The organism is Nocardioides conyzicola, from assembly GCF_039543825.1.
Classification (GTDB): Bacteria; Actinomycetota; Actinomycetes; order Propionibacteriales; family Nocardioidaceae; genus Nocardioides; species Nocardioides conyzicola.
Map to the genome: position 1 here is coordinate 108,228 of NZ_BAABKM010000002.1, position 25,906 is coordinate 134,133.

The 25,906-nt window shown below is 71.6% G+C and carries 26 protein-coding genes and 1 tRNA gene; 8 read left to right on the top strand and 19 right to left on the bottom strand.

The window, feature by feature from the left end:
- Window positions 1–15: 15 nt before the first annotated feature.
- The gene (gene phoA, locus ABEA34_RS03505; protein WP_345519328.1) at window positions 16–1,716 is read right to left on the bottom strand and encodes an alkaline phosphatase; all 1,701 of its coding nucleotides are present in this window, start codon (window positions 1,714–1,716) and stop codon (window positions 16–18) included.
- A 93-nt stretch (window positions 1,717–1,809) separates the two neighbouring features.
- Entirely contained in the window at window positions 1,810–2,748 is a 939-nt protein-coding gene (locus tag ABEA34_RS03510; RefSeq protein WP_345519330.1) for an AraC family transcriptional regulator ligand-binding domain-containing protein, read from the bottom strand.
- Between the two features lie 49 nt (window positions 2,749–2,797).
- On the opposite strand from ABEA34_RS03510, the gene ABEA34_RS03515 reads away from it, so the two are divergent.
- Entirely contained in the window at window positions 2,798–4,252 is a 1,455-nt protein-coding gene (locus ABEA34_RS03515) for a flavin-containing monooxygenase (protein WP_345519332.1), read from the top strand.
- Here the strand turns inward: ABEA34_RS03515 and ABEA34_RS03520 are convergent.
- The 3 genes from ABEA34_RS03520 to ABEA34_RS03530 are packed head-to-tail and all read right to left on the bottom strand — an operon-like array spanning window position 4,249 to window position 7,053.
- A complete protein-coding gene (locus ABEA34_RS03520; RefSeq protein WP_345519334.1) occupies window positions 4,249–4,908 on the bottom strand; it encodes an enoyl-CoA hydratase-related protein in 660 nt (219 codons plus the stop codon). The genes ABEA34_RS03515 and ABEA34_RS03520 overlap by 4 nt on opposite strands.
- A gap of 25 nt (window positions 4,909–4,933) precedes the next feature.
- The gene (locus tag ABEA34_RS03525) at window positions 4,934–5,359 is read right to left on the bottom strand and encodes a VOC family protein (RefSeq protein WP_345519336.1); all 426 of its coding nucleotides are present in this window, start codon (window positions 5,357–5,359) and stop codon (window positions 4,934–4,936) included.
- A 38-nt stretch (window positions 5,360–5,397) separates the two neighbouring features.
- Window positions 5,398–7,053, bottom strand: a complete 1,656-nt coding sequence (locus ABEA34_RS03530; RefSeq protein ID WP_345519337.1) for an acyl-CoA synthetase — start codon at window positions 7,051–7,053, stop codon at window positions 5,398–5,400.
- A 121-nt stretch (window positions 7,054–7,174) separates the two neighbouring features.
- Between ABEA34_RS03530 and ABEA34_RS03535 the strand changes: the two genes are divergently transcribed.
- Together ABEA34_RS03535 and ABEA34_RS03540 are read left to right on the top strand one after the other, a co-directional pair.
- Entirely contained in the window at window positions 7,175–7,606 is a 432-nt protein-coding gene (locus tag ABEA34_RS03535; RefSeq protein WP_345519338.1) for a MarR family winged helix-turn-helix transcriptional regulator, read from the top strand.
- Complete coding sequence (locus ABEA34_RS03540) at window positions 7,603–8,994, top strand: MFS transporter (protein ID WP_345519340.1); 1,392 nt, start codon at window positions 7,603–7,605, stop codon at window positions 8,992–8,994. The genes ABEA34_RS03535 and ABEA34_RS03540 overlap by 4 nt, the downstream gene beginning before the upstream one ends.
- Here the strand turns inward: ABEA34_RS03540 and ABEA34_RS03545 are convergent.
- Both ABEA34_RS03545 and ABEA34_RS03550 read right to left on the bottom strand, forming a co-directional pair.
- The gene (locus ABEA34_RS03545) at window positions 8,987–9,736 is read right to left on the bottom strand and encodes a DinB family protein (protein ID WP_345519342.1); all 750 of its coding nucleotides are present in this window, start codon (window positions 9,734–9,736) and stop codon (window positions 8,987–8,989) included. The two genes, ABEA34_RS03540 and ABEA34_RS03545, sit on opposite strands and share 8 nt — an antisense overlap.
- Before the next feature lie 38 nt (window positions 9,737–9,774).
- Window positions 9,775–10,305: a Dps family protein gene (locus tag ABEA34_RS03550; RefSeq protein WP_345519344.1), complete on the bottom strand. Its 531-nt coding sequence runs from the start codon at window positions 10,303–10,305 to the stop codon at window positions 9,775–9,777.
- 87 nt (window positions 10,306–10,392) lie between these two features.
- On the opposite strand from ABEA34_RS03550, the gene ABEA34_RS03555 reads away from it, so the two are divergent.
- Both ABEA34_RS03555 and ABEA34_RS03560 read left to right on the top strand, forming a co-directional pair.
- Window positions 10,393–10,893 carry a hypothetical protein gene (locus tag ABEA34_RS03555; protein WP_345519346.1) on the top strand — a complete coding sequence of 167 codons (501 nt, stop codon included), beginning with the start codon at window positions 10,393–10,395 and terminating at the stop codon, window positions 10,891–10,893.
- Between the two features lie 58 nt (window positions 10,894–10,951).
- Window positions 10,952–11,764: a COG4705 family protein gene (locus tag ABEA34_RS03560; protein ID WP_345519348.1), complete on the top strand. Its 813-nt coding sequence runs from the start codon at window positions 10,952–10,954 to the stop codon at window positions 11,762–11,764.
- Between the two features lie 3 nt (window positions 11,765–11,767).
- Here the strand turns inward: ABEA34_RS03560 and katG are convergent, their stop codons facing one another.
- The 5 genes from katG to ABEA34_RS03585 are packed head-to-tail and all read right to left on the bottom strand — an operon-like array spanning window position 11,768 to window position 17,450.
- Window positions 11,768–14,035 (bottom strand): catalase/peroxidase HPI, encoded by a 2,268-nt coding sequence (gene katG, locus ABEA34_RS03565; RefSeq protein ID WP_345519350.1) that lies wholly within the window; start codon window positions 14,033–14,035, stop codon window positions 11,768–11,770.
- Between the two features lie 19 nt (window positions 14,036–14,054).
- Window positions 14,055–14,489, bottom strand: coding sequence for a Fur family transcriptional regulator (locus ABEA34_RS03570; RefSeq protein ID WP_345519352.1), 435 nt, complete (start codon window positions 14,487–14,489; stop codon window positions 14,055–14,057).
- Between the two features lie 32 nt (window positions 14,490–14,521).
- Window positions 14,522–15,826: a chloride channel protein gene (locus tag ABEA34_RS03575; protein WP_345519354.1), complete on the bottom strand. Its 1,305-nt coding sequence runs from the start codon at window positions 15,824–15,826 to the stop codon at window positions 14,522–14,524.
- Between the two features lie 9 nt (window positions 15,827–15,835).
- Window positions 15,836–17,182, bottom strand: a complete 1,347-nt coding sequence (locus ABEA34_RS03580; protein ID WP_345519356.1) for a flotillin family protein — start codon at window positions 17,180–17,182, stop codon at window positions 15,836–15,838.
- Between the two features lie 31 nt (window positions 17,183–17,213).
- Window positions 17,214–17,450, bottom strand: coding sequence for a hypothetical protein (locus ABEA34_RS03585; RefSeq protein ID WP_345519358.1), 237 nt, complete (start codon window positions 17,448–17,450; stop codon window positions 17,214–17,216).
- Window positions 17,451–17,580: 130 nt separating this feature from the next.
- Here ABEA34_RS03585 and ABEA34_RS03590 point away from each other — a divergent pair, with 130 nt between their 5' ends.
- From ABEA34_RS03590 to ABEA34_RS03600, 3 genes are all read left to right on the top strand, one after another.
- Window positions 17,581–19,146, top strand: a complete 1,566-nt coding sequence (locus tag ABEA34_RS03590) for a peptide chain release factor 3 (RefSeq protein ID WP_345519360.1) — start codon at window positions 17,581–17,583, stop codon at window positions 19,144–19,146.
- A 262-nt stretch (window positions 19,147–19,408) separates the two neighbouring features.
- Window positions 19,409–19,933, top strand: a complete 525-nt coding sequence (locus tag ABEA34_RS03595; RefSeq protein ID WP_345519361.1) for a hypothetical protein — start codon at window positions 19,409–19,411, stop codon at window positions 19,931–19,933.
- 181 nt (window positions 19,934–20,114) lie between these two features.
- Window positions 20,115–21,491 carry an eCIS core domain-containing protein gene (locus ABEA34_RS03600; RefSeq protein WP_345519363.1) on the top strand — a complete coding sequence of 459 codons (1,377 nt, stop codon included), beginning with the start codon at window positions 20,115–20,117 and terminating at the stop codon, window positions 21,489–21,491.
- A 10-nt stretch (window positions 21,492–21,501) separates the two neighbouring features.
- Here the strand turns inward: ABEA34_RS03600 and ABEA34_RS03605 are convergent, their stop codons facing one another.
- The 7 genes from ABEA34_RS03605 to ABEA34_RS03635 form a co-directional block, all read right to left on the bottom strand.
- Window positions 21,502–22,506, bottom strand: coding sequence for a beta-ketoacyl-ACP synthase III (locus tag ABEA34_RS03605; RefSeq protein WP_345519365.1), 1,005 nt, complete (start codon window positions 22,504–22,506; stop codon window positions 21,502–21,504).
- 135 nt (window positions 22,507–22,641) lie between these two features.
- Window positions 22,642–22,714: transfer RNA gene (locus ABEA34_RS03610), tRNA-Ala, on the bottom strand.
- Window positions 22,715–22,792: 78 nt separating this feature from the next.
- Window positions 22,793–23,410, bottom strand: coding sequence for a histidine phosphatase family protein (locus ABEA34_RS03615; protein ID WP_345519367.1), 618 nt, complete (start codon window positions 23,408–23,410; stop codon window positions 22,793–22,795).
- Window positions 23,400–23,777 carry a ribosome silencing factor gene (gene rsfS / locus ABEA34_RS03620; RefSeq protein ID WP_345519369.1) on the bottom strand — a complete coding sequence of 126 codons (378 nt, stop codon included), beginning with the start codon at window positions 23,775–23,777 and terminating at the stop codon, window positions 23,400–23,402. Before rsfS ends, ABEA34_RS03615 begins: the two co-directional genes overlap by 11 nt.
- Entirely contained in the window at window positions 23,777–24,394 is a 618-nt protein-coding gene (gene nadD / locus ABEA34_RS03625; RefSeq protein WP_345519371.1) for a nicotinate-nucleotide adenylyltransferase, read from the bottom strand. The genes rsfS and nadD overlap by 1 nt, the downstream gene beginning before the upstream one ends.
- 11 nt (window positions 24,395–24,405) lie before the next feature.
- Window positions 24,406–24,546 (bottom strand): hypothetical protein, encoded by a 141-nt coding sequence (locus ABEA34_RS03630; protein ID WP_345519373.1) that lies wholly within the window; start codon window positions 24,544–24,546, stop codon window positions 24,406–24,408.
- Window positions 24,547–24,565: 19 nt separating this feature from the next.
- Window positions 24,566–25,816, bottom strand: coding sequence for a glutamate-5-semialdehyde dehydrogenase (locus ABEA34_RS03635; protein WP_345519375.1), 1,251 nt, complete (start codon window positions 25,814–25,816; stop codon window positions 24,566–24,568).
- Window positions 25,817–25,906: the final 90 nt, after the last annotated feature.

Genomic DNA, 25,906 nt, shown 5'->3' on the forward strand with positions numbered 1-25,906 from the left:
ATCACAGCGGTCGTGTCAGCGACGCTTCTTGGGCTTGACCACCTTGACGGTGTCCTTGGCGACCTTGCCGGACTGGGCACCGGTGACGGTGATCTTGTAGGTGCCCGGCTTCTTGGGCTTGATCGTCAGCGTCAGCAGGCCGCCCGAGAGCTCCCGGGTGGCCGTCGAGCGCGCCGGGCCGGTGATCTTCACCGTCGCCCGCCGGTCGCCGTAGAACTTGCTGGCGGTGATCGTGACCTTCTGCCCGGGCTTCACCTTCGCGGGCGTGGCCGAGACCTTCGCCTTGTCGCTGGCGTGCTCGGCGTCGTCCGCGAGGCCGAGCGCGTTGCGGATGGTGAAGTAGAGGTCGGTCTGGTCGGTCAGGCCGACGATGTTGGCCGCACCGGGGCCGTAGCCCGCGATCCGCAGCTGCGAGCCGGTGTGCTGCTGCGAGCCTCCCGACGGCGCCGTGCCGTAGTTGACCGCCATCGGCGCGTTGTCGGCCGTCGTCAGCGTGACGCTGAGTCCGGGGCTGGTGCTCCCGACCTCGATGATCTGGCTCGAGTGCGCGTGGTCGGCGGTCACGAACACCGAGGTGTTCCCGTGCGTTTTGGCGTAGGCCATCGCGGCCTGGACGGCTTCGTCGAGGTCGACGGTCTCGCCGATCTGACCGCAGGCGTTGGCGGCGTGGTCCTGCTTGTCGATGCTGGCGCCCTCGACCTGGAGGAAGAAGCCGTCGGGGTTGTCGAGGAGGTCGATCGCCTTCGTGGTCATGTCGGCGAGCGTCGGCAGGGTCGCGACGTGGTCGGGATTGTCCGTGCACTTCTCGGCCGGTAGCTTCGAACCACCCACCGTCGCTGCCGGACCGGCGTACCGCACCGGCATGTTGCCGGGCGCGAAGAGGCCCAGCAGCGGCTTGTCCTGGTCCGCCTTCGTCACGGCGGCCAACCCGGCCTTGTCGGTGACGGTGGCGTAGCCACGCGCCGTCGCCTGCTGGGACAGCGTCTGGCCGGCCCAGGTGCCCGCCGTCGCGGTCTCGGCGAAGGTCGTCGCGCCGCCGCCCAGAGTCACGTCGGGCCGGGTGTCCAGCAGCTGCTCGGTGATCGAGCCGAGGCCGCCGTTCTCCTTGGCCGCCTCCGGGCAGGTGGTGGTCGTCTTGACCGGGCCGTAGCAGGAGCGCTGCGAGATGTGCGAGACCAGGACGGCGGGGGTGGCGTCCTGGATCTCGGCCGTGGTCACGTCGCCGGTCTTGAGACCGTTCGCCTTCGCGAGCTCGAGCAGCGTCTGCTGCGGCTGACCGGCGAGGTTGACCGAGATCGCGTTGTCGTAGGTCTTCGTGCCGGTCGACCACGCGGACCCGGTCGCTGCCGAGTCGGGCACGTAGTCCGGCAGGCCGGTCGTCTTGTCGAGCGAGTACGTCGTGTACTGGCCCGTCAGCGGGAGCGCGTCGATCCCGGCGAACCGCCCGGCGGCGCCCTTGGCGTAGTCGCGGGCGACGGTGATCTCCGAGTCGCCCATGCCGTCGCCGATGAAGAGGATGACGTTGCGGGCGTGTCCGCCGACGACGGCCTTGCGCACGGCGTCGGTGCGGTCACCCGCGTTGCGGGTGGCTCCGCCGTGCTCGTTGAGGGCGCTGGTGGTTGCGGTGCCCGCGAAGGCGATGGTGCCGGTGACGGAGACCGAGAGTGCGGCGAGGCCGGCGATCGCGAGCCAGGGCCGGCGAGTGCGTGCATGCATGCGGCGGAATTCCTTCCGAGTCAGGATGTCGGCCCGATCCGACCAGCCCCCGGTGAACGAACGACCTCGCTCCGGTGGCAGCGAGGTGGCGCGTCAGCGACGTGCGCGCGCTCCCGGGGTCGCGCCCGTCCACCGCCGGTGCGCGGCGATGAAGCTGGACGCCTCGGCGTACCCGAGCCGCAGGCCGACCTCCTCCACCGAGAGCCGGCCGGTGCCCAGCAGCTCCTCGGCCATCGAGCCCCGCACCTCGTCGAGCAGCCGCTGGTAGCCGGTGCCGTCCGCGGACAGGCGACGCCGCAGGGTGCGTTCGCTGACGCCCAGCGCGGCCGCGACCGCCGCCAGTGGCGCTCCGCCGGGCAGCCGCTGGGTCACCAGCACCCGCACCTCACCGGCGAAGCCCGTGCGCTCGCGGCGGTGACCGACGACCTCGCGGCAGGCCGCCTCGAAGCCCACCAGCGTGGTCGGGTCCGAGTGCGACAGCGGACGTCCGAGCTCGGCGACGTCGAAGGTCAGGACGCGATCGTCGCCGGTCGTCGTCAACCGCACCGGCATCGCGGCGAGCTCGACGAGCACCGCCCGGATCGCGGCCGCGTCCCGCTCGACGAGGAACCGGCGTACGTCGTCGGGGAGCCCGTCGCCGGACACGACGACCCGCACCTGCTGCCCGTCGAGCTCGGCGCGCGGGATCGCGAACGCGTGGCTGAGGTCGAGGAAGCGCAGCGCGAGGTTCATCGCCTCGTGGACCGTGCGGCTCGCCAGCAGCGCGTAGCCGAGGACGCCGAAGGTCGCCGCCCGGTAGCGCCGCCCGACGTCGGGTCCGACCTCGCCGAGCCGGGCGCGCAGGTTGCGCACGACGCGGAGCTCCTGGGCGGCGGTGACCTCCGTGGCACCGACCGCGGTCAGATCGGTGCCGGCCAGCACGACGTCGTCCGGGACGCCGTGCTCGCGGGCGTGCTCGACCAGGAGCGCGACCCCCGCGGCGGCGCGCGGGAAGTCCCAGTCCCGGACCGCGGCCGCCTCGAAGCCCACCATGACCGGAATTATGGATCCTCGCGGCGCCTGGGGCCCTACGGTCGGACCCATGAGTCCTCGAGTGGTGGTCATCGGCGCCGGCTTCGGCGGTCTCGGCGCGGCCCACGCGCTGCGGGAGGCGGGCGTCACCGACGTCACGGTCCTCGAGCGCGCGGACGCCGTCGGCGGGGTCTGGCGCGACAACACCTACCCCGGCGCGGCCTGCGACGTCCCCTCCCCCCTCTACTCCTGGTCGTGGGCGACCAACCCTGACTGGTCGCGCCGCTACTCGCCCCAGCCGGAGATCCTCGACTACATCGAGCGCACGGCCGCGGCGGACGGCCTCCTCGACCGGGTGCGCACCGGCACCACCGTCACCGGCCTGACCTGGGACGGCGGCCGGTGGCAGGTCGCCACGACGAACGGCACGTACGACGCCGACGTGGTGGTCGCCGCCGTGGGCCAGCTCTCGGAGCCGGTGATCCCGGACCTCCCCGGCGCCGACACGTTCGCGGGACCGGTCTTCCACTCGGCCGCGTGGCGCCACGACGTCGACCTGGGCGGCAAGCGGGTCGCCGTCATCGGCACCGGCGCGAGCGCCGTCCAGCTCGTGCCGGGCATCGTCGACGAGGTCGGCGCGATGACCGTCTTCCAGCGGTCCGCGCCGTACGTCGTGCTGCGCCCGGACCGGCTCTACTCGCGCCTGCACCACCGCCTCTTCCGGCGGTTCCCGAAGGTGCTCGGCTTCGAGCGGCTGGCGACGTACGAGCTCACCGAGCTGTTCAACCGGGCGCTCGAGGGGACCTCGCTCGTCAAGCGTCCGCTGATGGCGGCGATCCGCGCGGTCTGGCGGCTGCACCTGCGCCGCGGCGTCCGCGACCCGGAGCTGCGTCGCCGGCTGGTGCCCGACTACCCCCTGGGGTGCAAGCGGCTGCTCTTCTCCAACGACTGGTACCCCGCGCTCGCCCGCGACCACGTCGAGGTCGTCACCGACCGCGTCACGGCCATCGAGCCCGCCGGCGTGCGCACGGCCGACGGCCACCTGCACGAGGCCGACGTCCTCGTCTGGGGCACCGGCTTCGCGGCCAAGGACTACCTCGGCACGATCGACGTGCGCGGTGTCGACGGCGTGGCCCTCCGCGACGTGTGGGCCGGCGGTGCGCGGGCCCACCTCGGACTGGCGGTGCCCGGCTTCCCCAACCTCTTCTGCGTCTACGGACCCAACACCAACCTCGGCGGCAGCTCGATCATCCAGATGCTCGAGGCGCAGGCCGGCTGGATCGCCCAGGTCGCCCGCGGGATCGCCGACGGTCGCGGCCCGGCCCTCGCCGTGCGCCCCGAGGTCTGGGCGGCGTACGACGAGGAGATGCAGTCCCGGCTCGGCTCGGGCATCTGGTCGCGCTGCGACAGCTGGTACCGCGACGGCGCCCGCATCACGACCAACTGGCCGGGCGAGGTGGCGGAGTACCAGCAGCGCCTCGCGACCGTCGACTGGGCGGACCTGGAGCAGGTCGAGGTCGGCTAGCGTCCCTCGCGCAGGGCCGTGACGACGTCGGCGAACATCGTGGCCTTGATCGTCGCCAGGGTGGTCCGGTCCTTGCCGGCCAGGTCACGGACCCGGCCGGCGGCGGCCTCGGCCAGCTCCTCGATCGGCGCGACGGCGTCGACGATCCCTGCAGCACAGGCGTCGTCTGCGCCGTACCGACGGCCGGTCGTCATCGACTCGACGGCCGCCTGCGGGGTCAGCTTGGCCAGGATCAGCGCGTTCATCCCGGGGGTGAACGGGATGTGGATGTCGACCTCCGGGAAGCAGAAGTAGCCGCGCTCGGTGCGCATCACGCGGTAGTCGTGCGCCATCGCCAGCATGGCGCCGGCGCCGAACGCGTGCCCGTTGAGGGCGGCGATCGTGGGCACGGGCAGGGTGAGGACCCGCTCGAAGAGCGCGTGCACCCGGGCGACGTACGACCCGAGCTCGTCGGGGTGGGCGCCGAGCCAGTCGAGGTCGAGGCCGTTCGTGTAGAACTTGCCCGTCGCGGACGTGACCAGCGCCGCCGGCTCCGTGCTGGCGGCGAGGTCGTCCAGGAACCCCTCGACCGTGCTCAGCCACTCGGGCGAGAAGCGGTTCTCGTCCGCCCCGAGGTCGATCGTCCACAGCGGTCCGTCATGGGTCAGCGTCGGCATGGGGAGTATCAGAGCATGCGGCGCCTCAGCCCTCGGCAGCACCCGAGATGTTGACCATCCAGTCGACGCCGTACTTGTCGGTGAACATGCCGAACGAGTCGCCCCAGGGCGCCTTCTCCAACGGCACCGTGATGCTGCCGCCCTCGCTCAGGCCGGTGAACCAGCCGCTCAGCGCGGTCTCGTCGTCACCGCTGAGCGAGATCGAGCCGTTCGAGGGGCCGCCCCCGGTGTCCATGTGGCTGGGCACGTCGGCGCCCATCAGCTGCACGGAGTCGGACACGGACAGGGCCGAGTGCATGACCAGGTCGGCCTCGCTGTCCGGGACGCCCATGCCGCCCTGGTCGGCGAAGGTCATCACGTCGAGCTTCCCGCCGAGGACGGACTGGTAGAAGGTCATCGCCTCCCGGGCCTGGGCGCGGAAGTTGAGGTAGGGGTTCAGGTAGGTAGCCATACGCCATCAGACCACCGCCGACCCCCGAAGTCATCGCCTCAGTTGGTGGCCTGCGTCTTCGCCCAGCGGTAGTCCGCCTTGCCGGACGGCGAGCGCTGCACCGTGGAGACCCGGATGATCGCCTTCGGCACCTTGTAGCGGGCGATGTGCTTCTCCGCCTCGGCGACGAGCTCCTCGTCGGTCGCCTCCGCACCCTCCTCGAGCTGGACGACCGCGACAGCCTCGCTGCCCCAGCGCTCGGAGGGGCGGCCGACCACGATCACGTCGCGTACGGCGGGGTGCGCGGCCAGCGCCCGCTCGACCTCCTCGACGAAGATCTTCTCGCCGCCCGAGTTGATGGTGACCCCGTCGCGACCCAGCAGCACGATCTGGCCCTCGGCGTTGACGATCGCCCGGTCGCCGGGGATCGAGAACCGCACCCCGTCGATGACCGGGAAGGTGCGCGCGGTCTTGGCGGCATCGCCCAGGTAGCCCAGCGGGACCCGACCACGCTGGGCCAGCCAGCCCTCGCCCTCACCGGGCTCGAGGGCCCGGGTGAAGAGGTCGTCGACCAGGGTCGTCGCCGCGACCGGGTTGAAGGTCGCCGTCCCGGCCTCCATGCCCTTGAGCGACAGCGAGCTCATCTGCAGCCCGGTCTCGGACGCACCGGCGGCGTCCATCACCAGGATGTGCGGCAGCGTCTCGAGGATCCGGTCGCGGACGCCGGGGGTCAGCGGGGCGCCGCCGTTGTTGAACGCCGCCAGCCCCGACAGGTCGTAGTCGCCGCGCTCGACCTCCTCGATGAGCGGCAGCGCGACGGCGTCGCCGACGACCGGGATGCTCACGACCTTCTCGCGGGCCGCGACGCTCATGGCGTCGATCGGCACCAGTCGGCGCACCTCGTCGGGCAGCACGACCGTCCCGCCGCTGGTGATCGTGTGGAACATCGACCACTGCGCCGCGCCGTGCATGAAGGGCGGGATCATCAGCAGCTTCATGGTGCCGCCCGCGTTGCGGGCGGCCTCCGCGATGGCGTCGTACGACGCGAACGGCTCGCTGGTGCCGAAGGGCGTGCCGCCCATCGAGGTGACGTAGATGTCGTCGTTGCGCCACAGCACGCCCTTGGGCATCCCGGTGGTTCCGCCCGTGTAGAGGATGTAGAGGTCGTCGCCGGTCGGCTCCGGCATCCCGGCCGCCGGCGCCGGGGTGGTGAGGGCCACCTCGTAGTCGATGGCGCCCGGCAGCAGGTCGTGGCCCGACTCGTCGGCCACCTGGACGAGCAGCTCCAGGTCGGGCAGCTGGTCGCGGATCGCGGCCAGCGTCGGGGCGAACTCCGCGTGGTAGACCAGCGCCTTCGTCCGGGCGTCGGTGAGGAGGTAGACCAGTTCCTCCTCGACGTAGCGGTAGTTGACGTTGAACGGCGCGACCCGGGCCCGGAACGCCCCGACCATCGACTCGATGTACTCGTTGCCGTTGTGCAGATAGATGCCGAGGTGGTCCTGCCCCGACTCGTGGCCCGCCAGGGCGTCGCGGTCCTCGTGGGCGCCGAGCCCGCGCTCCACCAGCAGGTGCGCGAGGCCGGACGCGCGGGCGTCCATCTCGGCGTACGTCAGCCTCCGGTCGCGCCAGACCAGCACCACCTGGTCGGGCACCGCGGCCGCCACGGTCGCGAAGACCGTGGACAGGTTGAAGCCGTGGACATCGGGACCGGACATCGTCGACCGCCTCGCGCTAGAACAGGTTCTCGTTCGCGCGATGCTAGCGGCTCGGTGTGACGGCGGCCACCGTGACGGCCGCCAACTTGATCAGGCAACATGATCAGGTAGCCTGATGATTGTGGCGACCTCTTCCGACCGCGTGGCCCGCGAGCTCCAGGCGAGCCTCGGCCTCCTCTTCCGGCGACTCCGGCAGGCGCGCGTCGTCGCCGAGCTGAGCCAGCCGGAGAGCACGGCACTGTCCAGCCTGGGCCGCAACGCACCCGCCACGTCCGCCGACCTCGCCCGGCTCGAGGGCATCAGCACCCAGTCCATGCACGCGACGGTCCGCAGCCTGGAGCGCCGCGGGCTGGTCGCCCGCTCCCCCGACCCCGACGACGGGCGCCGGATGCTGCTGGACCTGACCGAGCAGGGACGCCGAACGGCCGACGACAAGCGCGACGCCCGGGCCGACCAGCTCGCCGCCGCGCTCCGGACCCAGTTCACCGCCGGCGAGCGTGAGCAGCTCCTCGTCGCCGCCCCTCTCCTGGAGCGGCTGGCGAAGCTCCTGTGAGCGTCCGGGCGGCCTCGCGCACGTCGTTCGACCGACGCCTGATCGCGCCGATGGTCCTCGGGTCGACGCTCAACCCGGTCAACTCGTCGATCATCGCGGTGTCGCTGGTGCCGATCGGTCACGCCCTCGGCGCCTCTCCGTCGCGCACGGCATGGCTCGTCTCGTCGCTCTACCTCGCCACCGCCATCGGCCAGCCGGTCGTCGGCCGCCTGATCGACGTGCTCGGACCCCGACGGCTCTACCTCATCGGTACGGCGATGGTGGGCGTCGCCGGGCTGATCGGGCTGCTCGCCCAGGACCTGTGGGTGCTGGTCGCCGCGCGGGTGGTGCTCGGGTTCGGCACCTGTGCGGGCTACCCGGCAGCGATGTCCCTGATCCGCAGCGAGGCGCGGCGTACCGGCGAGGACAGCCCGGCCGGCATCCTCACGCTGCTCGCCATCGCCAACCAGACCGTGGCGGTCATCGGTCCGACGATCGGCGGGCTGCTGATCGCGGTCGGCGGCTGGCGCAGCACGTTCGCGGTGAACATCCCGCTGTCGCTCGTCTGCCTCTGGCTCGGCAGCCGGCGTCTGCCCCTCCGCACTCCGCCGGCGGACGACGCGGACCGGCCGCCGCGCGTCGACTACGCCGGCGTCGCGCTCTTCTCGTCCGCCCTCGTGTCGCTGCTGTTCTTCCTGATGGAGCCGCAGACCGGCCTGCTCCCCCTGCTGGTGGTCACCGCGGTGGCCGCCGCCGGCTTCGCTGCCGTCGAGTCGCGGGTGGCCGCGCCGTTCATCGACGTCCGCCTGCTGCGCGGCAACCTGCCGCTGGTCGCGACGTACGTGCGCGGCCTGCTCACGATGACGGTGAGCTACACCTTCATCTTCGGCGTCACCCAGTGGATGCAGGAGGGGCGCGGGCTCGACCCGTCGACCGTGGGACTGGTCATCATGCCGATGTTCGGCACGGCGATCGCGATCTCGGCGCTCACCGGACGCCGACCGGAGATCCGCGGCAAGCTGATCGTGGGCGCAGCCGTCCAGGTCGCCGCCTGCGCGGTCGTCCTGGCGCTCGACGACAGCATCCCGATCTGGGTGCTGCTCGCCTTGACGCTGCTGCTCGGCGTCCCCCAGGGACTCCTCGGCCTGGGCAACCAGAACGCCGTCTACCACCAGGCCGACCCCGCCCGGACGGCGTCGTCGGCCGGACTGCTGCGCACGTTCATGTACCTCGGCGCGATCGTCGCGTCGGCGGCCACCGGCGGCTTCCTCCACGACGGCGCGACCGAGACGGGCCTGCACCACCTCGGCCTCTTCATCCTCGGCGTCTCGACGCTGATGCTCCTGTGCACCGTCCTGGACCGCTCGCTCGCGCGGGTCGGCCGCCCCGCGACCACCGCGCTCAGCTGAGGCGCGCCTCCAGGATGGCCAGGTCGCGCTCGGCGAAGCGGCGGTGCTCCCACTCCTCGTTGATGATCGCGCCGATGCACCGGCGTACGGGATAGCTCTCCGGCTCCGGGTAGCCCGGCTCGAGCACCGGCTCGGTCATCGAGGCGAGCTGCTCGTCGGTCAGCCGGGCGATGAACTCCCCCACCGTCGCCATCCGGTCGGCGCGGGCCGACAGCACCTCGTCCAGGCCCGGCCGCGCGTCGAGGTCGTTGGGCAGGATCCCGTCCGGGTCGTCCATCTCGGAGTGTGGGAGGCCGAGGGGGTGGTACGGCGCCGGGTCGCCGAGCAGCGCGCGCAGCACCCAGGCATCGGTCGCCATCAGCAGGTGGCGCAGGGTCTGGATGAACGACCACTCCTCGTCGACCTGCTCGTCGAGCATCTCGGGCGGCAGCCGGCGCGCGCGCTCGACGGTCTCGGCCCACCGGCGCTCGATGATCGGCCACGCGACCCGGAAGCCGTCGGCGTCCTTCGGGCGCATCAGCGGCCGCTCCGGGTCGAGCCGGTCCATCTCGGCCCTCACGAACGGCATCACGTCGACGCCGTTGACGACCAGGTGGTCGAAGTCGCCGTCGAGCTCGAGGCGGTCGGCCCAGGCGCCGCGGAACAGCGCGCCGCTCAGGTTGAGGTCGCTGAACCGGCTCCCGCTCAGGTCGACGACCTTGAAGCGGGAACCGGTCAGGTCACGTTCGATGAACTCCACCATGGCGGCAGCCTGCCACCGGCCACCGACACGGGGAACGATCAGCGGTGGACGGGCCGCGGGAGGCTCGCGTTGGGCACCCGGTTCTCGGCGTCGATCATCCAGGCGAGCTGCTCGAGGCGCTCGATGATCGCGTGCAGGATGTCGGCGCTGGTCGGGTCCTCGGCGTCCACGTCGTCGTGGATCCGGCGGGCGGTGCCGGCCACGGCGTACAGGCTGGCCGCGATCAGGTCGACGGTGTCCGCGGTGCTGACCTCACCGGTCGGGAACTCCGGCAGGCTGGACCGCTCGGCGACGGTGGCGGCGCGGCCGTCGGGGGTGACGTAGACGGCCCGCATCCGCTCGGCGACCTGGTCGGAGAACTCACGAGCGGCGTCGACGACCTCGTCGAGCGCGAGGTGGAGGTCGCGGAAGTTGAGGCCGACCACGTTCCAGTGCGCCTGCTTGCCGACGAGGTGCAGGTCGATCAGGTCGACGGAGAGCTGCTGGAGGTGGGTCGCCAGCTGCTCGGAGGCGGTGAACGGCGGGCGGGCGGCGTGGGTGGTCTGGTCGCTGTGCAGCAGATCGGTCATGACACCTACTCAAGCACCTTTTCTGGATCGATTCCAGAAAGGTGAGGCTAGCCTCAGCGGGCGTACGGCGGGCCCGATACTGGTCCCGTGCGTGACACCCATCCCCTCTCCGACCCGCTCGGCTTCGCCCGCGGCGGCGAGGGTGCGATCACCGGCACGGTCGTCTGTGCGGCCGCGATCGCCGCCAGCGCCGGCGTCGTCCACACGACCGGCCAGCTCGTCCTGACCATCCTCGGCACGGTCCTCGTCTACTGGATCGCCCACGTCCACGCGATCACCATCGGCAGCGCGATGAACCGCAAGCACCACCCGCTGGCCGCGTTCCGGGCCGCGTTCGTGGAGGCGCTGCCGATCGTGGGCGCCTCCGTGGTCCCGCTCGTCGTGCTGCTGGTCATGCGGCTGTTCGGCGCCAGCCTCCGCACCGGTGGGTGGGCAGCGCTCTACGCGACGATCGTCCTGCTCGCGGTGTACAGCTACCAGGCGGGTGCCCGTGGCGGTCTCGCGACGCGTGGCCGGCTCGCCAGCGCCCTCGTCGGAGCGCTCGTCGGGGTCCTCGTCGTCGCGCTCAAGCTGCTGCTGCAGCACTGAGCGCAGGCCGGGTCGCCGGTCAGGTTGTCGGCAGGTCCGGCTCCCTACGGTCGCGACCATGTCCCCACGAGTGTTCCGCGCACCCAAGGTGCCCGAGGTCTTCCTGCTGTTCTGGATCGTCAAGCTGCTCACGACCGGGATCGGCGAGGCCGGCGCCGACTTCATGGGGTCGGTGAGCATCCCGCTGGCCGGCGTCGTCGGCGTCGGCGGCTTCTTCGTCGCACTGTGGTTCCAGCTGCGCGCTGACACCTACCACCCGGTCCGCTACTGGGTGACGGTGCTGATGGTCGCGCTCTTCGGCACGATGATCGCCGACGGACCGCACGTGGCGCTCGGTACGCCGTACTACGTCGACTCGGCGATCTACTTCCTGCTGCTGTGCGCGCTGCTCACGTGGTGGCAGCGCAGCGAGGGCACCTTGTCGGTGCACTCGATCACCACAGCCCGGCGCGAGAGGTTCTACTGGGGCACCGTGCTGCTGACCTTCGGCCTCGGGACCGCGGTCGGCGACACCACGGCGATCAACATGGGGCTCGGGTTCGGCTGGTCCATCGCGCTCTTCGGGGTGCTGATCCTGGTGCCGTTCGGCCTGTGGAGGCTCGGGCTGAGCGCGACCGCGGCGTTCTGGGCGTCGTACGTGCTCACCCGGCCGCTCGGCGCGTCCGTGGCCGACTGGCTCGGGAAGCCGCCGTCGCAGGGCGGCCTCGACTGGGGCGACGGCACCGTCACCGCGCTCGGCCTCGGGCTCTTCGCGGTGCTGGTCGCCTACCTGACGATCACGCACGGTGACGTCGAGGGCACCCACGCCCACCACGACGAGGACCCCCGGCCAGCGGAACCGCTGGCCGAGGGCCCTCACGTCACGACCTGAGGATCAGGCCAGGTCGAAGCGGTCGGCCTCCATGACCTTGACCCAGGCGGTCACGAAGTCGTGGACGAACTTCTGCTTCGCGTCGTCGCTCGCGTAGACCTCGGCCAGCGCCCGCAGCTGCGAGTTGGAGCCGAAGATCAGGTCGACCGCGGTGGCGGTCCACTTGAGGTCACCGCTCGCGGCGTCGCGGATCTCGTAGACGTTCTCCTCCGACTCCGACGCCTTCCACTGCGTGCCCGGGGCCAGCAGGTGGGCGAAGAAGTCGTTGGTGAGTACGCCCGGACGGTCGGTGAACACGCCGTGCTGGGCGCCACCGACGTTGGTGCCGATGGCCCGGAGGCCGCCCACGAGCACCGTCATCTCGGGGGCCGAGAGACCGAGCATGTACGCGCGGTCGACCAGCAGCGTCTCCGGCTGGAGCTTCACGCCGGGGCGCAGGTAGTTGCGGAACCCGTCGGCGCGCGGCTCGAGCACCTTGAAGGAGTCGACGTCGGTCTGCTCCTGCGTGGCGTCGGTGCGGCCAGCGTGGAACGGCACCGTCACCTCGACGCCGGCGTCCTGCGCCGCCTTCTCGACCGCGGCGGAGCCCGCCAGGACGATCAGGTCGGCCAGCGACACCTGGGCGCCGCCCGCGGCGTTGAACTCGGCCTGGATCGCCTCGAGCTTCTCGAGGACGCCGGCGAGCTGCTCGGGCTCGTTGACCGTCCAGCCACGCTGCGGCTCGAGACGGATCCGGGCGCCGTTGGCGCCACCGCGCTTGTCGGTGGTGCGGAAGCTGGCGGCCGAGGCCCACGCGGTGGAGACGAGCTCGGAGACCGACAGTCCCGACTCGAGCACGCGGGCCTTGAGCGTGGCGACGTCGGCGTCGCTGACGAGCTCGCCCTCGACGGCCGGCACCGGGTCCTGCCACAGCTGGGGCTCCGGCACCCAGGGACCGAGGAAGCGCTCGACCGGGCCCATGTCCCGGTGCAGCAGCTTGTACCAGGCCTTGGCGAAGGCCAGCGCGAACTCGTTGGGGTTCTCCAGGAAGCGGCGTGAGATCTTCTCGTACTCCGGGTCGTACCGCAGGGCGAGGTCGCTGGTCAGCATCGTGGGCTTGCGCTTCGGCGAGTCCGCCGCCGGGCCGGGGATGATGTCCTCGGCGTCCTTGGCGACCCACTGGTGGGCACCGGCCGGGCTCTTCGTGAGCTCCCACTCGTAGCCGAAGAGGATCTTGAAGAAGTCGTTGCTCCACCGGGTCGGCGTCGTGGTCCAGGTGACCTCGAGGCCCGAGGTGATCGCGTCGGCGCCCTTGCCGGAGCCGTAGGTGCTCTTCCAGCCGAGGCCCTGCTCCTCGAGCGGGGCACCCTCGGGCTCGGGGCCGACCAGGTCGGCGTCACCGGCACCGTGGGTCTTGCCGAAGGTGTGGCCGCCGGCGATGAGGGCGACGGTCTCCTCGTCGTTCATCGCCATCCGGGCGAACGTGTCGCGGATGTCGCGGGCCGAGGCCACGGGGTCCGGATTGCCGTTGGGGCCCTCGGGGTTGACGTAGATCAGACCCATCTGGACGGCGCCCAGGCTCTCGTCGAGCGTCCGCTCCTCGGCGTACCTCTCGTCGCCGAGCCAGGTGTCCTCGGGACCCCAGAAGATCTCCTCCGGCTCCCAGACGTCCTCGCGACCGAAGCCGAAGCCGAAGGTCGTGAAGCCCATGTCCTCGAGCGCGACGTTGCCGGCCAGCACGAGCAGGTCGGCCCACGAGATCTTCTGGCCGTACTTCTGCTTCACCGGCCACAGCAGACGGCGCGCCTTGTCGAGGTTGCCGTTGTCCGGCCAGCTGTTGAGCGGGGCGAACCGCTGCCCACCGTCGCCGGCGCCACCGCGGCCGTCGTAGATCCGGTAGGTGCCGGCAGCGTGCCAGCTGAGCCGGATCATCAGGCCGCCGTAGTGACCGAAGTCGGCCGGCCACCAGTCCTGCGACGTGTTGAGCACCTCGACCAGGTCGCGCCGGAGCTCGGCCACGTCGAGCTTCGCGAACTCGGCGGCGTAGCTGAAGTCCTCGCCGAGAGGGTTGCCCTTCGACGAGTGCGAGTGCAGCACCGACAGGTCGAGGCTGTTGGGCCACCAGTCCTGGATGGAGTGGGGCCGGCCGCCGGTCTTGGGGGTCGGCGAGTCCAGTGCGGGGTTCTCGCTCTCGCTGCCCTGGGCCGCGGCGGAGTCGTGCATCACCGGACATCCACCCTCGGCCTTGCGGTCGACGCCCTGCGGGCTCTCGGGGGTCTGGTCGTCGCTCATGTGTTTCCTTCCACGTGGATCACTGCGGGGTACGTGCGGTGGAGCAGGAGGGGCACAGGCCCCAGTAGACGACCTCGGCCTCGTCGATCGTGAAGCCGGAGTCGTCGGAGGCGGTCAGGCACGGCGTGTGCCCGACCGCGCAGTCGACGTCGGCGATGGCGCCGCAGGAGCGGCACACCGCGTGGTGGTGGTTGTCGCCGACCCGCGACTCGTAGCGCGCGACCGAGCCCGACGGCTGGATCCGCCGGACGAGACCAGCGGCGGTCAGCGTGTGCAGCGAGTCGTAGACGGCTTGGTGCGAGACGTCCGGCAGCTCCCGGCGTACGGCGCCGATGACCGTCTCGGTGTCCGCGTGGGCGTGGGCGTGCACGGCGCCCAGCACGGCGACCCGGGGGCGCGTCACGCGCAGTCCGACGTCGCGCAGCAGCTGCGTCAGGTCGGCGCTCGGGGTCATGCTCGGCAGTCTTGCGCGCTTTCTGGAACGAGTCAAGAAAGACTCGCGGTGGCCCTCCGGGTCGTGATGTCCGACAGCAGGTCGCCGACGACGAGGGCCACGACGGCGCCCAGGATGACCACCGGCATCTGGCTCGTGGCGGCGTCGCCGAGGAGCAGCACCACCAGGAGCACGCTGGTGATCGGCAGCCCGATCACCGCGACCCCGGCCGCCATCCCGATCGCCAGCGCAGGGACCAGGTCGATGCTCGGGAACAGCACGCTGGTCAGCACACCGAGCGCGGCACCCAGGAAGATCGCCGGGAAGGCCGGGCCGCCTCGGAAGGCACCGAGACAGACGGCGTACGCGATCCCCTTGAAGACGACCAGCGCCACGAGTGCACCGGTCGACCACGAGCCCGGGCTGCTCGTGAGGACGCCGAGGGACGCCTGACCGGACAGGGCGACCTCCGCCGGAGAGTGGTCCGTCAGGACGGCGTACGCCGCGGCGCTGCAGCCGGCGACCACGCCGGCGCCGATGGTGGCGGGCAGCACGTGCTCGGCCGCGATCGCCGCCACCCGGCGTCCGGCGCCGAAGATCAGCCACGTCACGACGGCCACGACCGCGGCCAGCGGGAGGACGACGACCACGTCGCCGACGGAGAGCGGGGTCGGCTGCAGGCCGGGGATCGAGAGCGAGCCGATACCGAAGCCGGTCCAGTCGCCGAGTCCGGTGAAGAGCAGGGCCCCGACCCCGCTGGCCACCAGGCAGGGCAGCAGGACGAGCGTCGCCTGGCGCCGGGCCAGCCCGACGATCTCGAGGAAGAGGATCGCGGCGATCAGCGGGTTGCCGAAGATCGCCGAGATGGCGGCCGCCGACCCCGCGCCGGACAGGATCGTGACGGCCTGCGGGTCCTCGGCGAACGGGGTCCACCTGATCGCGAGCAGGGCGAGCCCACCGCCGATCGCGATCAGCGGCGCCTCCGGCCCGATCACGGCACCCAGGGCGAGGCCGGCTCCCGCGGCGAGGACGACCCCGGGCACGGCGCCGGGCGAGCTCCCGCCGGCCGAGAACCCGTCCGCGGGCACGTGGCCGCCGTGACCCGGGAGGTACCTCACGGCCAGGCCGACAAGCACGCCCGCGAGCGCGAGGGCGGCGATCGCCCACCAGGCCGGCGGCTCGTCGTACCCCAGCTCGTGCGGCAGCGAGTGCCAGAGCAGGTGCTCGAGCTCGTGGACGGCGGCCAGGAAGAGGAACGCCACCAGGGACAGCGGGATCCCGAGCAGCGCCGCCCAGCCGAGCAGCCCCAGGTAGCGACGGTCGTGCAGGAGCGGACCGGCCTCAGCGTCGCGGGTCATACCCGGACGCTACTGCTCCGCGGGGGTCTCCTCCTTCGGGCCGGCCGTGATCGAGGCGATCAGGTTCTGGGCGATGCCGAGCCCGGCTCCCCCCATGGTCATCGCCTTCGCCAGCAGGTCCTCCATGCCGTCGCCGCCGTTGAGCACGACCAGGTTGTCGATGTTGCCCAGCGCACCGGCCCCGGCCGCCACGATCTCGGGGTAGCGCTCGGCGATGATCTGCGCGATGACCGCGTCCTGGTTCTCGGCCAGCGCGTCGGCGCGAGCCTTGATGCCGGCCGCCTCCGCCAGGCCCTTGGCCTGGATCACCGCGGCCTCGGCGTCACCGGTGGCCTTGGTCGCCTCGGCCTCCGCGTTGCCGGTCAGCGTGGTCTGCTGCGCCTCGGCCTGGGCGCGCGCGATCGCGGCATCGCGCTCGGCGTTGGCGATGGTGACCTGGCGGTAGGCCTCGGCGTCGGCAGGCTTGCGGACCTCCGTGTTGAGCACCTTCTCCTGACGCTGGGCGTCGAGCTCGGCGGCGGCGGTCTCGGCCCGGACGACCTCCTGGCGCGCCTGGGCCTGCATCAGCGGGCCGGCCTGGGCGGACTCGGCCTTCGCCTTGTCGACGTCGGCCTGGTAGGCCGCCTGCTCGATCTGGGACTGGCGCACCGCCTCCGCCTTGCGGGCGTCGGCGACCTGCTCGGCCTGGGTGGCCTCCTGGTCACGCTGCGCCGCCGCGATGCGCGCGGCGGCCTCGATCGCGGCTGCCTGCGGCTTGCCGAGGTTGTTGATGTAGCCGACCTCGTCGTCGATCTCCTGGATCTGGAGCGAGTCGACGATCAGGCCGAGCTTGCCGAGGTCGTCGGCCAGCGACGAGCGGATCGCGCTGGTCAGGGACTCGCGGTTGTGCAGCATGTCCTCGACCGAGAGCCCACCGACGATCGCCCGCAGGTGGCCGGCGAACAGCTCGTGGATGGTCCCGACCAGGACGTCCTCGGTCTGCTCGAGGAAGCGACGTGCGGCGTTCGCGATGCTGGACTTGTCGTCCGCGACCTTGAAGACGACGACGCCCTTCACGGTCAGCGGGATCGACTGGTTCGACGGCGCCTTCACCGTGAGGGTCGTCGTCCGCAGGCCGAGGTAGAAGCGGCGGACGGTCTGGAAACCGGGGATCACGGCGGTGCCGCCTCCGACGACGATCTTGAAGCCGCGCCCGGTGTCACCCGGCATGTCCGCGGAGCTGTCGCCGTGCGCGCCGAGGCCGGAGATGATCAACGCCTCGTTGGGCTCGGCGACGCGCCAGACGAGCTTGAAGGCGAGGATCAGGAAGACCAGCGCGACGACTGCGGCGCCGACGATCGTCAGGATGGAGGTCACAAGGGGCTCTTCTCAGAGTCGTCGGGGTGGGTCACATCGCCGCCGAGACGAAGACGATGCGGGGCTGCGTGTAGGACATGACGCGGACCAGCGTGCCGATCGGGATCGTGTCGGTGCCGACGTACGGGTAGGCGTTGAAGGCCTCGCTGCCGCCGCGGACGGGGAGGATGACCTCCCCCACCAGGCCGGGACCGACGGTGCCGGTGACCCGACCCTCCTGCCCGACCACGCCGCCGTCCTCGCGGTCCACACTGGAACGCCGTGACATGGTGCCTCCGAGTCTGCAGCGGACGAGGTCCGGTTGCTCGAACACATCCGGTGACGGGGATTCAACCAGTGGAACCGGTGCCGTGCATCCCGATCCGTCCAACGACCGGGCGGGCCGGTAAGTTCGCGGGGTGTCCGACAACCGCCCACGCCGTACCTTCGCGGTGATCAGCCACCCCGACGCCGGCAAGTCCACGCTCACCGAGGCGCTCGCGCTGCACGCGCGGGTGATCACGGAGGCGGGCGCCGTGCACGGCAAGGGCGGTCGGCGCGCCACCGTCTCCGACTGGATGGACATGGAGAAGGCCCGCGGCATCTCGATCACGTCGGCCGCGCTGCAGTTCGCCTACCGCGACCACGTCGTCAACCTGGTCGACACCCCTGGCCACAGCGACTTCTCCGAGGACACCTACCGCGTGCTGTCCGCCGTCGACTCGGCCGTGATGCTGGTCGACGCCGGCAAGGGGCTCGAGCCGCAGACGCTCAAGCTCTTCAAGGTCTGTGCGATGCGGGGCATCCCGGTCATCACGGTGATCAACAAGTGGGACCGCCCCGGCCTGGCCGCGCTCGAGCTGATGGACCTGATCGAGCAGCAGATCAAGCTGCGCCCGACGCCGCTCACCTGGCCGGTCGGCGAGGCCGGCGACTTCCGCGGCGTGCTCGACCGTCGGACGGGCGAGTTCGTGAAGTACACCCGCACGGCCGGCGGTGCGACCCGCGCGCCCGAGGTGCGGATGCCCGCGTCCGAGGTGGGCGAGGCCGACCTCGCCGTGTGGCAGGACGCGGTCGAGGAGCACGAGCTGCTCTCGGCCGACGATGCCGACCACGACCAGGAGCGCTTCCTGGCCGGGCGGACGACGCCGGTCATGTTCGCCTCCGCGCTGCAGAACTTCGGCGTCGCCCAGCTCCTCGACCTGCTCCTCGACCTGGCGCCCGCGCCGCACGCGACGCCCGGCGTCGACGGGTCGGTGCGCGAGGTCGAGGACGAGTTCAGCGCGTTCGTCTTCAAGGTGCAGTCGGGCATGAACGCCGCCCACCGCGACCGGGTCGCCTACGCGCGCGTCGTGTCGGGCGAGTTCGACCGCGGCATGATCGTGACCCACGCGGCGACGGGCCGCCCCTTCGCGACGAAGTACGCCCAGGCCGTCTTCGGCCGGGAGCTGTCCTCGATCGAGCACGCCTACCCCGGCGACATCATCGGGCTCGTCAACGCCCAGGCGCTCCGCGTCGGCGACACGATGTACGTCGGCGAGCGGATCGAGTTCCCGCCGGTGCCGTCGTTCGCGCCCGAGCACTTCATGACCGCCACCGCGGCCGACATCGGCCGCTACAAGCAGTTCCGGCGCGGCATCGACCAGCTCGACCAGGAGGGCGTCGTCCAGGTGCTGCGCTCGGACCTCCGCGGCGACCAGAGCCCGGTGCTCGCCGCGGTCGGCCCGATGCAGTTCGAGGTCGTCCAGGAGCGGATGACCCACGAGTTCAACTCCCCCATCCGCCTCTCCCGGCTCGACTACCAGGTGGCCCGCCGTACCGACGCAGCCGGCGCAGCGGCGCTGTCCGGCGCCCGGGGCGTCGAGGTCCTCCAGCGCTCGGACGGCACCTACCTGGCCCTGATCGTCGACAAGTGGCGGGCGAACACCACCGCCCGCGACAACCCCGACGTGCTCCTCGAGGAGCTCCCGGCGGGCGGCGCGTGAGGCTCGCTGATCTGCGATGCTCTCCCGCGTGCTGACCCTGAGGAGCGCTCGGATCGTGGCGGTCGCAGCCGTGCTGCTCGTGGCCGGTTGCCATGCCCAGCCTGCGACCTCGCCCCCTCCCGTGGAGTCGTCGGCCACGCCGTCGGACAGCGCCTCGTCGGCGACGGAGCCCACGAAGGCAGCTGCCAGCTCCTGGCTCCCACCCGACGGCGGATGGGGAACGTCGAGCCGCTACGTCCACGCAGGATGTGGACTGCTGCCGGTGGTCGAGAGGTCAGACCTGAGCGCCAAGCTCCGCAAGCCGGGCACGCCCCCGGATCCCGCGGTCATCAGGCTCACCGGTCTCGCCGGTCTCTTCGGGGCAGCTGCCGCCGACCCGTCGCTGGCTCGGACGAGGACCACTGCCCAAGCGCTCTATGACGTGCTGGCCCACCCCCAGACCCTCGACAGTGCCTTGCTCAGCGCGAACGTCCTCTGCCGAGGTGCGAACGAGCCGCGGCCCTCCGACGACGACGTCCTCCGGTTTGCCTGTCACACCACATTGGAGCTCTCGAACGGCCACCTGCAGGTGGACTCCAAGCAGCTGGACTTCCTCGAACCCCTCTGGTGGAAGACCCTGGTGCTGCTGGGGCTAGGCCCGCTCGCGGCCGACGCCACCGGCGTGGACGCCCTCGGCTTGAACGCCTCCGAGATCAGTCTGGCCAACCACGACGACGACCAGCAGAGGTACGACGACGCGCTGGCCGGGATGCTGGACGCGTGTGCCCGTCTGCTGACGGGCGCATGAGGTTCTCCCAGCCGGCGACGCGCGATCGGCCCGAACCACTTATGCCGAGTCATCCGGACCAGTAGCGTGGGTCCAGACGAACTCGGGAGACACCATGGATCGTGCCGTCGCTCATCGTGGACCGAAGCCTGGATCCGAAGCGCCCGCCGCTGACGACGTCGAAGCGGCCCCGGCGCGGCCCGTGCCGCTGCGCGCGGCGGTCCGCCGCCATCTCGAGGTGGGTGCCTGCGACGACCCGCACGAGCGCCAGGCCGACGACGTCGCGGCACGGGTGGTCGCCGCGCTGGGTCGGCAGCCCGACCCGATCGACCCGGCCGACCTGGTCGGAGCCCCGGCCGCCCTGAGGCGGCTGCCGGGCACGGCCACCGTGGGCGCAGCAGGGGGTGCCGCGACACCCCTGGTGGAGCGCCTCGTCGCGGACGCCGGCGCCAGCGGCAGAGAGCTGCCCCCGGCCGTACGTCAGCCGTTCGAGGACGCGATGGGAGCCGACCTCAGCCACGTCCGGATGCACACCGGCCCGGACGTCGACGCCGGCAGCCGCAGCATCGGCGCCCGGGCGTTCACGGTCGGCCACGACGTCTTCTTCGGCGGGGGCCTGCCCGACACGCTGCGACCCGACGGCCAGCGCGTGGTCGCCCATGAGCTGGCGCACACGCTGCAAGGAGGTACGTCGGTCCAGCCGATCCGCAGGTTGAAGGACGACGACGACGTCGAGGTGACGGCCGATCGCATCGCCGCCGAGACCGACCCGGCGGTGCTCGGGAAGTGGAAGCAGAACGCGGCCTGGGACAGCGACGAGGACGACAAGTTGGTCGAGGCCATCGAGGCCCGCCTGGTCGCGCTCGAGTCGGCCAAGTCGGAGGCCGCGTCCAAGGCCGCCGAGGACAAGGCGGCGCGCATCAAGAAGGCCGCCGAGGAGGCCGCCCAGGCGCGCCGCGAGGCCGTGCAGAAGACGGTCGGGCACGAGCTCGACAACTACGACGCGAGCGTCGACGCCGACCTCAAGGGCCTCCTGGTCGGCGCGACGATGAAGGACCCCGAGCGCAGCGGGAGGTTCTTCGACGCCGTCAAGGCCGCGGCGCCGGGGCAGGACCCGCGTGCGGTGCTGGACACCCTGAAGGGCGACGAGGTCGCCCTCGAGTCGTTCATCTACGGCAACGGTGCCCTGGGACCGGCCGGCGCGGCCAAGACCACGGTCGCCGAGGCCCAGGCGTTCTCCGCGATGTGGGCCGATCTCGGCTCGGTCGACCCCGCCATCGCGGCCATCTCGAAGATCTGCGTCCACATCAAGGCGGGCCGGCTGATCGCGGCGTACGAGCTGTACCGCGCGGCGACGCTCACGTCGACCAGCGGCTCCAAGTACTACTTCAAGCGGCCAGAGACGGCGCGGGGCGCGGCCAAGGTCGAGTTCCACCTGCACCTCGGCAAGCCCAAGGACCAGAACAACGCCGGGTTCAAGGTGGGGAGCAAGGGCGAGCGCACGACGCTCACGGCGGGTGACTACAAGTCCCTCAAGGACACGATCACGGCGCGGCACGGGGGCTGGCCGAAGGACTGAGCCCCCTGGCTCAGACCCCGGCGAGCGGCGGGATCGTCACCACCTGCGAGGCATAGCTGAGCCCGGCCCCGAACGCGATCAGCAGCGCCGTGTCGCCGACCGACGCCTCGCCCTTTCGGAGCATCGCCTCGATCGCCAGCGGCACCGACGCGGCGGAGGTGTTGCCCGAGTCCTGGACGTCGCGGGCGATCGCGATCCCCTCGGGGAGCTTGAGGTTGCGGGCCAGGGTCTCGGTGATCCGCAGGTTGGCCTGGTGCGGGACGAAGGCGTCCAGGTCGGTCATCTCGATGCCGGCCGACGCGACCGCGTCACGAGCGACGTCGGCCATCGCGAACGGCGCCCAGCGGAAGACCGCCGTACCCTCCATCCGCACGACCATCGGGTGCTCGGCGTCGGAGGCCTGGCAGCCCGGCTCCTGGGTGATCACGTGCGACTGCGAGCCGTCGGAGCCCCAGGCCACGGGACCGATCCCGGCCTCCTCGGACGGTCCCACGACGACCGCGCCCGCTCCGTCGGCGAAGATGAACGCCGTCCCGCGGTCGGTCGGGTCGAGGAAGAGGCTGAGCTTCTCCACCCCGATCACCAGGACGTACGTCGCGTTGCCGCCGCGGACCAGGTCGGACGCGACCGACAGCCCGTGGCAGAAGCCGGCACAGCCGGCGGCCACGTCGAACGCCGCCGCCTTCGAGCCCAGGCGGTCGGCGACGATCGGCGCCGCGGCGGGCGTGTGCTGGGCGTGGGTCGAGGTCGCCAGGATCACGGTGCCGATCTGGTCGGCGCCCACGCCTGCGGACTCGAGGGCCGCCTGCGCCGCCAGCGTCGCCATGTCGATCAGCGTCTCGTCCTCGCCAGCGTACCGTCGGGTCCGGATGCCCGACCGGGTCTGGATCCACTCGTCGCTGGAGTCGAGGACCTCGCAGACCTCGTCGTTGGTCACCACCCGCTTCGGTCGGTAGACCCCGAGCCCGAGCATCGCCGTCGCTGCCGCGCCCGACCGCTGACTGATCTTCGCCATCGTGGTTCCTGTCCTTCTGTGCGGGTGGTCACAGCGAAGGCTACGACCACCGGGCGCGGGGTCGACCAGGGACCCGCCACTCCGCTGGATGACAGAAGGGCCGTCATCACGTGGTGATGACGGCCCTTCCTCCGGTGGAGCTGAGGGGATTCGAACCCCTGACCCCCTGCATGCCATGCAGGTGCGCTACCAGCTGCGCCACAGCCCCATTGCTTGCCCGAACGAGCGGGTTAACAACTCGCGGAATACTAGCCAACCGTCCTGCCCGAAGCGAAATCGGGGTCCGTCAGCCGACGGTCACCCGGTTGTAGGCCCTCATCCGCAGCGGGCCGTCCGGCCGCGCCTGGTCCAGCTCGACCCATCCACAGTTGTCGAGGCCGTGGAGGACCGCCCGCTGGGTGACGGGCCAGCCGAGCAGGACGGGCACGGCGTCGCGGATCGCGGCGCCGTGGGAGACGGCGACGGCGAGCTCGCCGGGGGCGATCGAGGCGAGCAGGTCGCCGAGCGCGGCGACCATGCGTCCCGACACCTGCTCGGCGGTCTCGCCACCGGGCACCACGTCGAAGTCACCCAGGCGGAACGCGCCGAACTCCTCGGGTGCGAGCGCCGCGTACTCCTCGTGGGTGACGCCCTGGCGCTCGGCGAGGAAGTACTCACGCAGGCGAGCGTCGTACGTCGGGTCGAGGCCGGTCTCCTTGGCGACGTAGGCCGCGGTCTCGCGGGCGCGGACGCTGTCGGACGACCAGAGAGCCGCCGGCGACAGGGCGGCGACCGCCACGGCGGCGGCCGCGGCCTGCCGGTGGCCGGTGTCATCGAGCTCGGCGTCGAGCTGGCCCTGGACGCGGCGCGCGGCGTTCCAGGCGGTCCGGCCGTGCCGGAGGAGAAGAAGTCGCTTAGCGCTCATGCGAGACGACGTCGGCGGGCAGCTCGATCGACGGGCAGTCGCGCCACAGCCGCTCGAGGGCGTAGAACTCGCGCTCCTCCTCGTGCTGCACGTGCACGATGACCTCGCCGTAGTCGATCAGCACCCAGCGGCCGTCGCGCTCGCCCTCGCGGCGCAGCGGCTTGGCGCCGATCTCGCGGAGCTTGTCCTCGATCTCGTCGACGATCGACTTGACCTGGCGGTCGTTGCTCGCCGAGGCGATCACGAACGCGTCGCTGATGGCCAGCTGCTCGCTGACGTCGAAGGCGATGATGTTGGAGGCGAGCTTGTCCGACGCGGCGCGGGCCGCGGCCTGGACGAGCTCGATGGCGTGTTCGGTTGCAGTCACTACTGGTCCTCTGTCGAAGCCTGTGGGTACAGGTGGTGCTTGGCGATGTACTGGACGACGCCGTCGGGCACGAGGTACCAGACCGGCTCGCCGCGGCGGGTGCGCTCGCGACAGTTGGTCGACGAGATCGCCAGCGCGGGGATCTCGACGATGGTCACACGGTCCGACGGAATCCCTGCAAGCGTCGAGTCGTCCATGGCGTAGCCGGGACGGGTGCAGCCGACGAACTGGGCGAGCGCGAAGAGCTCCTCCGCGTTGCGCCAGGTGAAGATGTCGGCGAGCGCGTCGGCTCCGGTGATGAAGTACAGCTCGGCGTCGGGGAACCGCGCCTTGAGGTCCTTCAGCGTGTCGATCGTGTACGTCGGGCCGGTGCGGTCGATGTCGACCCGGGAGACGTTGAAGCGGGGGTTGGCGGCCGTCGCGATGACGGTCATCAGGTAGCGGTCCTCGGCCGGCGAGACGTCGCGGTCCGACTTCTGCCACGGGTCGCCGGTGGGCACGAAGACGACCTCGTCGAGGTCGAACCACGACTGGACCTCCGACGCGGCCACGAGGTGACCGTGATGGATCGGGTCGAAGGTGCCGCCCATGACCCCGACCCGGCGGGCGCCCGGCACGAGCCCGGTGGTCAGCTGTGCTCGCGTCCCGCGCCGAAGGCGAGCAGGGCCAGCAGCAGGGCCAGCAGGATCGCCAGGGTGATGCCGCCGATGAGCCAGTGGTTCGGCACGTTGGGGTTCTCCGTGTGGAGCACGGTGAGCAGCGCGTTCATGGTCGACACCCTACCGGTGTCAGCGCACGTGGCCGTCGCCGGTGACGACGTACTTGGTCGACGTCATCTCGGGCAGCCCCATCGGGCCGCGGGCGTGCAGCTTCTGGGTGCTGATCCCGATCTCGGCGCCGAAGCCGAACTCGCCGCCGTCGGTGAACCGGGTCGAGGCGTTGACGAGCACGGCCGCCGAGTCGACCTCGGCCGTGAACCGCCGTGCCGCAGCCAGGTCCTGGGTCAGGATCGCCTCGGTGTGCTGGCTCGAGTAGCGCCGGATGTGCGCGATCGCCGCGTCCAGGTCGGGTACGACGGCCGCGGAGATGTCGAGCGAGAGGTACTCGCAGCCGTGGTCGTCCTCCGTCGCCTCGACCACGCCGTCGTACGCCGCGAAGGCGGGGTCGCCGTGGATCGTCACGCCGGCGTCCTGCAGGGCCGTGACCACCCGCGGCAGGAACTCGTCGGCCACGTCGGCGTGCACCAGCAGCGACTCGGCGGCGTTGCAGACGCTGGTGCGGTGGGTCTTGGAGTTGAGCACGATGGCGAGCGCCTGGTCGAGGTCGGCCGCGCGGTCGACGTAGACGTGGCAGTTGCCGACGCCGGTCTCGATGACGGGCACCGTCGACTCCTCGACGACGGAGCGGATCAGCCCCGCTCCCCCGCGCGGGATCAGCACGTCGACGTGCCCGCGGGCACGCATCAGCGCCTTGACGCTCTCGTGGGTGTCACCCGGGACCAGCTGCACGACGTCCGGCTCCAGGCCGGCGGACTCGACGGCCGACCGGAGGGCGGCGACGATCGCGGCGTTGCTGGAGCGGGCGCTCGAGCTGCCCCGGAGGAGCACGGCGTTGCCGGACTTCAGGCAGATGCCGGCCGCGTCCGCCGTGACGTTGGGGCGCGCCTCGTAGATCATCCCGACCACGCCGAACGGCACGCGGACCTGGCGCAGCTCGAGTCCGTTGGCCAGGGTGCTGCCGCGCACGACCTCGCCGACCGGGTCGGGCAGGCCGGCGACCTCGCGGAGGCCGTCGGCCATCCCGGCCAGCCGCTCCGGGGTGAGCCGGAGCCGGTCGACGATGTTGGGCGGGGTGCCGGCGGACTCGGCGCGGGCGACGTCCTCCGCGTTGGCGGCCAGGATGGCGTCCTCGTGCTGCGCCAGGGCGTCGGCCATCGCGTGCAGGGCGGCGTCCTTGCGGGCGCGAGTCGCCAGGGCGAGGCCGTGGCTGGCCGCCCGGGCGCGCTCGGCGACGGCGATCACATCGTGCTGCGAGGTCATGGGTCGAGGGTAGTTCCGCACGTCGACACGCACCCGTCGTGCCCGTCAGGCAACCGATCGGGCCGAGCCTGCGTCGTACTCTCGACAGCC